This window comes from Mycobacterium sp., from assembly GCF_049281135.1.
GTDB lineage: Bacteria > Actinomycetota > Actinomycetes > Mycobacteriales > Mycobacteriaceae > Mycobacterium.
In genome coordinates, this window is the sequence record NZ_JBAPRN010000055.1 from 1 (window position 1) to 9,397 (window position 9,397).

Genomic DNA, 9,397 nt, shown 5'->3' on the forward strand with positions numbered 1-9,397 from the left:
GCGGTGTGGGCGCCTGGATCGCCTGCCGACGTCGTGGCATTCCGCTTCCGGCCTTCGGCGACGCGATCGCACCCGGCATCGTTCTCGCGCAGGCGATCGGCCGGATCGGGAACTACTTCAACCAAGAGCTGTTCGGCCGCGAGACCACGATGCCGTGGGGTTTGGAGATCTTCTACCGTCGCGACCCGGCCGGATTCGTCGACGTCCATTCGCTCGACGGGGTGTCGACCGGGCAGCTTGCGATGGTTGTCCAGCCCACATTCCTTTACGAATTGCTCTGGGACCTGCTGGTATTCGCGATCCTGATCTTCCTGGACCGGCGGTACACCATCGGGCATGGCCGGCTGTTCGCGGCCTACGTTGCGCTGTACTGCGTTGGGCGATTCTGCATCGAGCTGCTCCGCGACGACACCGCCACGCATATCGCCGGCATCCGAGTCAACTCCTTCACTTCGATGTTCGTCTTCATCGGCGCGGTGGTGTATTTGATCCTGGCGCCCAAGGGTCGCGAAGATCCGGCGACGCTCAGCGGCTCGGCGGCTGAGTTGCTGGAACCCGACTCGATCGACGACGCCGACGATGCAGCGCCGGAGACGACACCAGCAGCCGAGACGACGTCGCCCGTCGCCCCCGACGACGAGGTTGGGGACGCAGAGAAGTCCGACACGGCCGCGGTCGATGAACCTGACGTCGAAGCTGAGGCCGTCGCGCCTGAGGCCGATGCGGCCGAAGTGGACTCGCCGGAGGTCGAGGTGGCCCCGACTCCAGAGTCCGACGACGCCCCAGCGGCCGAGGACGAGGCGACGGTCGAATCTGGAGAGGACGATGCCCAGCCGTCTGCGGACGATGCCGAGCAGTCTGCCGACGATGACGACGACGAAACCGACGCAGCGCCGGACGCCGCAGAGTCCGATGCCGACGCTGAGCCGACCGAGTCGAGCCCGTCCAAGCCGGACCACGACTGATGACCAGTCCGGCGCAGCACGGCCCGACCGGGCCTGCTGGGCGCTGGCACCACCCGTACGCCCTGCTGGGATCGGGCGCAGTCCTGGCCGGCGCACTCGGCTACATCGGACTGGTCGACCCGCATCGACCCGGCTCGTTCTTTCCGCAATGCCCGTTCCGGCTGCTCACCGGGTTGAACTGCCCCGGCTGCGGCGGGCTGCGGATGACGCACGACGTCCTGCATGGTGACCTGGTCGGGGCGATCAACGACAACGTCCTGCTCCTGGTCGGCATCCCGCTGCTGGCCGCGTTTGTTCTACTGCGCCGACGCAGCGGAAAGTCACCGATGACACTCCCGGCGGCCGCGACCGTCGTGATCACACTGTTGGCCTGGACAATCGTGCGCAACCTGCCGGGATTCCCCTTGATTCCGACGCTGCTCACCCATTAGCCCGCTGCTCGATCCGTAACTGACGCGAGATGCTCAGCTAGCGCGACTATGCTCAGTCGTCGTGGCACGACGCGGAAAGATTGTCTGTACTCTCGGTCCGGCCACCAGCTCTGACGAGGTGGTCCGGGCGCTGGTCGAAGCCGGAATGGACGTCGCCAGAATGAACTTCAGCCACGGCGACTACAGCGACCACAAAGCGTCCTATGACCGGGTGAGGGCCGCCTCTAACGCGACTGGGCGCGCCGTCGGCGTGCTCGCCGACCTCCAGGGCCCCAAGATCAGACTCGGCCGTTTCGCGGACGGCCCGACGTACTGGGCTGACGGCGAATTCGTGCGGATCACGGTTGCGGACTGCGCCGGCAACCACGACCGGGTTTCGACCACCTACAAGCAGCTGGCCGAAGACGCGCTGCCCGGTGACCGTGTTCTGGTCGACGACGGCAACGTCGGTTTGGTGGTCGATCACATCGATGGCGACGACGTCGTGTGCCGGGTCACCGAGGGCGGCACGGTCAGCAACAACAAGGGAATGTCGTTACCTGGGATGAGTGTCTCGGCGCCCGCGTTGTCCGAAAAGGATGTCGACGATCTCGAGTTCGCCATGCATTTGGGCGTCGACATGGTGGCACTGTCGTTCGTCCGTTCTCCGTCGGATGTCGAGCTGGTTCACGAGGTGATGGATCGCGTCGGCCGGCGAGTGCCGGTCATCGCCAAACTCGAGAAGCCAGAGGCGATCGACAACCTCGAAGCGGTCGTGCTGGCCTTTGACGCGGTGATGGTCGCGCGGGGTGACCTGGGTGTCGAGCTGCCGCTGGAAGAGGTACCGCTGGTTCAGAAGCGCGCCATCCAAATGGCAAGGGAGAACGCCAAACCCGTGATCGTGGCGACTCAGATGCTCGAATCGATGATCGAGCACTCGCGTCCGACACGGGCTGAGGCTTCCGACGTCGCGAACGCGGTGCTCGACGGCGCCGACGCAGTCATGCTGTCCGGCGAAACCTCGGTCGGTAAGTACCCGTTGGCCGCGGTCCAGACGATGGCCCGCATCATCTGTGCCGTCGAGGAGAATTCGACGGCCGCCCCGCCGCTGACGCACGTCCCACGCACCAAGCGCGGAGTGATCAGCTACGCCGCCCGCGATATCGGCGAACGGCTCGACGCCAAGGCGCTGGTCGCATTCACCCAGTCTGGGGACACCGTTCGGCGACTGGCCCGCCTGCACACGCCGCTGCCGTTGCTGGCGTTCACCCCGCTGCCCGAGGTGCGCAGCCAACTGGCCATGACCTGGGGCACCGAGACGTTCATCGTCCCGATCATGCAAACCACCGACGGCATGATCCGTCAGGTGGACAAATCACTGCTGTCGCTCGGCCGCTACCGGCGCGGCGATCTGGTGGTCATCGTCGCGGGCGCACCCCCGGGCACCGTGGGTTCGACGAACCTGATTCATGTGCACCGCATCGGTGAAGAGGACGTATAGCTCAGCTGACTAAGCCGCCCGCCGACGATGCGCTCCGCGAAGCGGAGGGTTGAGAAGGCTGGCTACTAGGCTGGGCCGGTGTCTGACTTCGACGAGCTGATGGCGGTGCTGGACCTGCACCAGATGGGCGACGCCGTCTTCGTCGGAACCCATCCCAGCAAGAACCCGCCTCGCACGTTCGGCGGGCTGATGATGGCGCAATCGTTTGTGGCCGCTGCCCGCACCCGCACCCGCGATCTGCCCCCCAACTCGCTGTCCGCGCACTTCATCAACGGCGGCGACACCGACAAGGACATCGAATTCCATGTCGTCCGGCTGCGCGATGAGAGGCGCTTTGCCAACCGCCGCGTCGAGGTGATGCAGGACGGCATCTTGCTGGCGACGGTGATGATCTCCTACCTGGCCGGCGGCCGCGGTCTCGAGCACAGCGTCGAGCCCCCCGACGTCGCCGACCCGGAGGCGTTGCCGTCGGTCAAGGAGCAGTTGCGTGGCTACGAGGAGACCGTCCCGCACTTCGTCAACGCACTACAACCGATCGAATGGCGTTACACCAACGACCCGTCGTGGGTGATGCGCGAAAAAGGCGATCAGCTGGATTTCAATCGGGTCTGGGTCAGAGCTGACGGCGTGCTGCCCAACGACCCCGTATTGCACACCGCCACAATGCTTTTCTGCTCAGACACCACTGTGCTGGACTCGATCATCACGACTCATGGACTTTCGTGGGGATTCGACCGCATCTTTGCCGCGACCGTCAATCATTCGGTCTGGTTTCACCGCCAAGTGGATTTCAACGATTGGGTGCTGTACTCCACTTCCTCGCCAGTGGCGGCCGATTCGCGCGGGCTGGGCAGCGGCTATTTCTTCGATCGATCGAGACGGCCGGTAGCGACCGTGGTGCAAGAAGGCTTGGTCAAATATTTCCCCGACAAAGGCTGATAGGACAGGCGGAAACCGCCCTGCAACATTCGATTTCGGCTACGACGCCGACGCCGATCTGAAGCGTATCGTCGATGTTGGTTAGGTCGTTGAGCCAGCCGGAGGTGCGGGTGAAAGAGTCACCGCTCGGTCTCGCGCCTGGGGTCCGCCCAGGTAGGCAACTCGTTCACGTCAATTCACCGGCTGCACGCTGGATGGGCGTCGCGGCTCTTCTCGGCGCGACATGCTGGCTGATTGCGATCATCGTGCGCGCCCACGTCCAGGCCGGCTGGCACGCAACCGATCGGCTGGAGTGGTTGGTGCCGGTGCTGGCCGCGGTGGCCTTCGTCCTGCGTGGTCTGTTCCTGGGTCGCCCGGTCACGACTCGGCACGCAGCCGTTGCGGCCATCGTCCTGTTTGCCGGGATTGCCTCGCGGGTACTGACTTTCGATCTCCTCGGCGCCGCGTTGATCGCTGGATCCGGTCTGGTTCTCATGTGGCCGATCGCGGCACGACGGCAGCCCGGCGACCTGTCTCGGGTGTGGGCATTGATCAATGCCACCAACGGCGACCCACTGGCACCCTTCGCTATGCAAGCCGGCAAGTGCTACCTGTTCAGCGCGGATGGCAGCGCGGCCATCTCGTACCGGACGCGTATGGGCTACGCGGTTGTCAGCGGGGACCCCGTTGGCGACGAGGCGCAGTTCCCCAGACTGATCGCCGATTTCGCGGCTCATTGCCACGACCATGGCTGGCGAATCGTGGTGCTGGCGTGCAGCGAACGCCGCCTTCAGTTGTGGAGCGATCCGAGAGTATTGGGCACGTCGTTGCGGCCGATACCGATCGGCCGGGATGTCGTCATCGACGTGGCCGATTTCACGATGGCCGGGCGCAAATTCCGTAACCTGCGTCAGGCCGTACAGCGCACCCACAATTCCGGGATCACCACCGAGATCGTCGCGGAGCAGGACCTCGACGACAGGCTGGTGGCTGAACTAGCCGAGGTGTTGCGGGCATCGCCCAGCGGAGCACGTACCGATCGTGGATTCTGCATGAGCCTCGATGGTGTTCTCGAAGGCCGATTCCCAGGGATACATCTGGCTGTGGCGCGGGACAAATCGGGAGGTGCCCAGGGATTTCACCGGTACGCTACAGCCGGTGGCGGCAGCGAAATCACCCTTGAAGTGCCGTGGCGGCGGCGCGGCGCGCCCAACGGAATCGACGAACGACTCAGCGTCGATGTGATCAATGCTGCTAAAGATGCTGGCGCACTACGGGTGTCGCTTTCCTTCGCGGCTTTTCCAGAGCTCTTCGATGAGCAAGACCGAGGCCGCCTGCAAGCAACCTTCTACTGGCTGATCCACCGCCTTGACCCGTTGATCGCGCTTGAGTCGTTGTGTAGGTATCTGCGCAAATTTCACGCAATAGGCGAACGGCGTTACGTGCTGATGTCTCTCACACAGCTGGTGCCACTGATCTTCGTGCTGCTGTCGCTGGAGCTCATGCCGCGACGACGCCGCCTGTAGCGTGCTAGCGGCTCGGTGCCGGAGTCAGCGTCACGTTCAACCGGTCTTGCACGCTCTGCCGGAACTGGTCGGCGCACTGCTGCTGCAAGACGTGGTTGGAGCCGGCCTTCTGCGTGCAGTCGATGTAATCTCCGCCGCGGACGTCCTTCCAGACTGTCGTCCAAATTGCGATGAACGCCAATCCGACGACGATTGCCAAGCCGCCCAGCACGATCCCGGCGATCGCAACCCCGCCGTTGCTGGCGCTGCCGCGCTTCGCGCGTGCATGCCCGATGAAACCGAAGATGACCGCGACGATTCCCAAAACGATGGGGGTGAAGACCGTTGCGACGCTGAGAAGCCCGATGACCGCCAGCACCAGCGAGGCGATACCCAGCCCATTCTTGGGCGTGGCAGCCTGCGAAGGATAACCACCGTAGCCCGGCGGCAACGGGTAGCCACCGGGGGATGCGGCCGGCTGATATGGGTAGGGATATGGCGGCCCAGTTTGCGATGTTCCCGGGAAGTTTTCGCGTCTGTCCGGAGTATCCGAAGATCCGGTCATGACTCGCTCTCTAGTCGGGCGGCGTTGGACGGGTGTCCATCAGGATACGCGTCGGCGCCGATGCGCAATTCAGGATATGAGATGTGGTCGGGCAGGTGGTGGGTAGCGACCACCACAGTCCGACCCGCCGCAATCAGGCCACCCTGCGGATCCAGTAGGCGGCGCAGGATGGGTTCGGCGTCGACGGCGTCCAGGTGTTCGGTGGGCTCATCGAGCAGCACAATCCGCGCAGGCGAGATTATTGCCCGTGCCAGCAGCAGTCTTCGGCGCTGGCCGGCCGACAGCGCACCGCTCCCGGCCGCCAACACGGTATCCAGACCATCCGGTAGGTCGGCCAGCCACGCGCTCAAGCCGACTTGGTTCAGCGCGGCGGCCAGATTGGGGTCCGGACAATCACCACGGGCGACCAGCAGGTTATCCCGGACGGACGTCGCGAACACGTGTGCGTCCTCAGCGAAAAAGCCGACCGCACGGCGCAGCTCTGGTTCGTCGATCAGTCGCAATGGTGTACCGGCCAACGTCACCTCGCCACGCCCGGGCGTCAACAAGCCGGCGAGCGTCATCAACAGAGTGGTCTTCCCCGACCCGCTGGGACCGGTGACCGCCAGCCTTGCCCCCGGCTCCAGCTCAACCGTCGCCGACGCGGCGGCGGGCGCCCGCGCACGGGAGTGTGCCACCGACACCTGGCAGGCGCTCAGCGTCGCCGTCGCTGCCAGACGCGACGGGGGAGGCGGAGTGGGCATTGGACTTGTGACCGGCGTCAGGTCGAGTAGATGTCGTGCCGCTATGCGCGATCGCGTCAACTGAACAGCAGCGGCGGCCAATGGGGTCGTCGCCTCGAAGGCGGACAGCGGCAACAGCATCAAGATGGCCAAAGTCGTGGGTGCACTGCTGCCCGCCAGCCCCATTGCGGCCACCACGGCGCCCAGCACGGTCGCCCCGATCGCGGCGGTGGGCATGGCGGCCGCCAACGCGGCGGGTCGAACGGCTGCGTCGACGGCGTCACTCCAAGCCCGTTGCCGGCGTTGCGAATCCAGGACGATGCTCGGCAGCCGACCGGCGATTCGTAATTCGGGCGCGTGCTCCAGTGCCAGCATCGCCGCGACATCGCGTGAGGAATGATGTTGACGTGCAACCGCTTCCTGCGCGGTCGCTGCTTTTGCCGCCAGCCACGGCGCAACGATGCCGGCGACCAGCAGGCAGATCGCCAACAGCACCGCCGCCGGCGGTGAGATGGCCCCGACCGCCGCGATCGCAGCCAGCGCGAGCACGGCAGCGACACCGAACGGCAGGACGGAACGGACCAGCACATCGGCCAATTGATCGACGTCGGCGCCGACCCGCGCGACCAGGTCCCCGCTGTGCAATCGCGTCGCATCCTCGATTGGCCCATGGGCCAATCGGGAATAGATCTGTGCGCGTGCGGCGCCCGCGGACCGTAACGCGGTGTCATGGGCGACGAGGCGCTCGCAATAGTGCAGCACGCCGCGAGAAATCGCGAATGTGCGGACGCCCACAACCGCGATCGACAGATCCAGAACGGGTGGCATCTGCCAGGCGCGGGTGATGAGCCACGCCGACAGTGCCGCCAGTGCCAGTGCGCTGCCGAGCGATGACGCCCCCAGCGCGATGCCGAGCAGCAATCGTGGCAGACGTGGGCGCAGCAGCGGCAACGCGACGAGCAACGGGTCAGACGTTGGCACGATCGACCTCCTCTGCTGCGCTCACGTCGATGACGTGATCGCCGATCCCGATGACCCGCTCGCGGTGACCGACCACCACCACCGTGTCGCCCGCGCGCGCACGCTCGACAACCGCTTGCAGCACTTGGATTTCCGTCGCAGCATCCAGATGCGCGGTGGGCTCGTCGAGAAGCAGTATCGGTGAACGTGATCCGAGCGCTCGGGCCAAGGCGAGGCGCTGTCGCTGCCCCAATGACAGTCCGACGCCGCCGCGCCCGATGACGGTTCGCGTTCCATCCGGTAGCTTTGCCAAGACGTCGTCGAAACCAGCAGCCGCGCAAGCAGTTTCGCTATCAGCAAGAGCGCCGAAGAGTGACAGGTTGTCAGCGACAGTTCCGGGGATAAGTATCGGGCGCTGCGGCAGCCAGCACAGCTGCTGCCACCATCCGTTCGGTTCGAGATCGGCGAGATCCATCCCGGCCACGGTGACTCGACCGCTGGTGGCCGTGGTCAGCCCGGCGATGGCCTCCAACGCGGTGCTTTTCCCCGCGCCGTTGCGACCGGTGAGCACCGTAACCCGGCCCGGCCGGATCACGACGCTGAGATCGTTCGGGCGGCACCCGTCGCGGCCCGCGACGCTCAGCCTGTCGAGAACAATCTCGGCGCCACGTGCCGACACCGTGCGTGAACCCGGCACGGTATTCGGGCATCTCTCGATCAGCTCGAAGGCTTTGTCGGCGGCAGCCCGGCCATCTTGTGCGGCATGGAATTCCACGCCAATGCGGCGCAGCGGCCAGTAGACGTCGGGTGTCAGCAAGAGAACGGTCAAGCCCGTGGTCAAACTGATCTCGCCGAAGACCAGGCGAAGGCCGATGCTGACCGCTACTAGGGCGACGCCCAGGGTGGCAAGAAGTTCCAACACCAACGCCGAGAGAAACGCGATCCGCAGCGTCGCCATCGCTGAGCGCCGGTGGGCGGCGCTCAGCGCGGTGATTCGGTGCTCGGGACCGTCGGCGCGTCCTAGAGCCCGCAGCGTCGGAATACCGGCGATCAAGTCCAACAATCGCGCCTGCAGGATCGTCATGGCTGCCAGTGCCGCCGCGGAGCGCTCGGTGGTCGCGAGGCCGATCAGCACCATGAAGAGCGGAATCAACGGCAGCGTGATCGCCACGATCAGAGCCGATCTGAGGTCGTAGAGGCCAAGCACCACGGCGCTGATCGGAGTGAGAATCGCCGCGAGCAGCAAGGCCGGCAGGTATGCGGTGAAATATGGGCGCAGCGTGTCGAGTCCGCGAGTCACGACCACGGCCGCGTCGTCGCGCAGTGTCGCCAACTCTCTGGGTTGCCGAGCCGTGACTGCCGCCAGAACCTGCATGCTGAGGTCGGCGATGGCCGCGCTGGCGCCGCGTTGGCCCAGTCGTGTTTGAAGCCAGTGCGCGACTGCACGCACCACCCACACCGACAGCAGGATCGCCAGCATCGGCGTCCACTGTGCGAGCGTGCGTGCCACGGGGTCGGTGATGACATGAGAAGCAATGTGCGCCAGCAGGATCGCGGATGCGATTGCGCAACCGGAGATCACGACCCCACACGCGACCGCTGCAACCAAGAAACGTCGCAGTGCCGTAGATGTCCGGACGAAACGCCGATCCAGCGGACCTCGACCGCTCAGGGTGTTCGCCTCGCCAAGCCGATCGACGGGGGTATCCGGTCAGCCGAAATGCGCTGACGGAAAACCCAATAGGTCCAACCTTGGTACGCCACCACCAGCGGCGCGAAAATGGCAGCGGCCCACGTCATGACCTTCAACGTGTAGGGGCTCGAGGATGCGTTGCTGACCGTTACGCTCCA

Annotated in this window: 9 protein-coding genes; 5 read left to right on the forward strand and 4 right to left on the reverse strand. The window is 65.3% G+C overall.

Going from position 1 to position 9,397, the window contains the following annotated elements; genetic code table 11:
- The 5 genes from WAN02_RS02295 to WAN02_RS02315 all read left to right on the forward strand — a co-directional run.
- Positions 1–965, forward strand: a 965-nt coding sequence (locus WAN02_RS02295; protein WP_422262462.1) for a prolipoprotein diacylglyceryl transferase family protein, incomplete at its 5' end; no start/stop codon positions are given.
- On the forward strand, positions 965–1,396 hold the full coding sequence (locus WAN02_RS02300) for a DUF2752 domain-containing protein (protein ID WP_422262464.1): 432 nt from the start codon (positions 965–967) through the stop codon (positions 1,394–1,396). The genes WAN02_RS02295 and WAN02_RS02300, both read left to right, overlap by 1 nt.
- Positions 1,397–1,457: 61 nt before the next feature.
- The gene (pyk, locus tag WAN02_RS02305) at positions 1,458–2,876 is read left to right on the forward strand and encodes a pyruvate kinase (protein WP_422262466.1); all 1,419 of its coding nucleotides are present in this window, start codon (positions 1,458–1,460) and stop codon (positions 2,874–2,876) included.
- Between the two features lie 99 nt (positions 2,877–2,975).
- Positions 2,976–3,815: an acyl-CoA thioesterase II gene (locus tag WAN02_RS02310; protein WP_422262474.1), complete on the forward strand. Its 840-nt coding sequence runs from the start codon at positions 2,976–2,978 to the stop codon at positions 3,813–3,815.
- Positions 3,816–3,925: 110 nt separating this feature from the next.
- Positions 3,926–5,320 carry a bifunctional lysylphosphatidylglycerol flippase/synthetase MprF gene (locus tag WAN02_RS02315; RefSeq protein ID WP_422262476.1) on the forward strand — a complete coding sequence of 465 codons (1,395 nt, stop codon included), beginning with the start codon at positions 3,926–3,928 and terminating at the stop codon, positions 5,318–5,320.
- Positions 5,321–5,324: 4 nt separating this feature from the next.
- On the opposite strand, the gene WAN02_RS02320 is transcribed toward WAN02_RS02315, so the two are convergent.
- The 4 genes from WAN02_RS02320 to WAN02_RS02335 form a co-directional block, all read right to left on the reverse strand.
- Positions 5,325–5,864, reverse strand: a complete 540-nt coding sequence (locus WAN02_RS02320; protein ID WP_422262468.1) for a DUF4190 domain-containing protein — start codon at positions 5,862–5,864, stop codon at positions 5,325–5,327.
- A complete protein-coding gene (gene cydC, locus WAN02_RS02325; protein ID WP_422262470.1) occupies positions 5,861–7,567 on the reverse strand; it encodes a thiol reductant ABC exporter subunit CydC in 1,707 nt (568 codons plus the stop codon). Before cydC ends, WAN02_RS02320 begins: the two co-directional genes overlap by 4 nt.
- Positions 7,554–9,167 (reverse strand): thiol reductant ABC exporter subunit CydD, encoded by a 1,614-nt coding sequence (gene cydD, locus WAN02_RS02330; RefSeq protein WP_422262478.1) that lies wholly within the window; start codon positions 9,165–9,167, stop codon positions 7,554–7,556. The genes cydC and cydD overlap by 14 nt, the downstream gene beginning before the upstream one ends.
- A gap of 47 nt (positions 9,168–9,214) precedes the next feature.
- Positions 9,215–9,397 (reverse strand): cytochrome d ubiquinol oxidase subunit II (locus WAN02_RS02335; protein ID WP_422262472.1); only part of this gene is annotated, 183 nt, incomplete at its 5' end.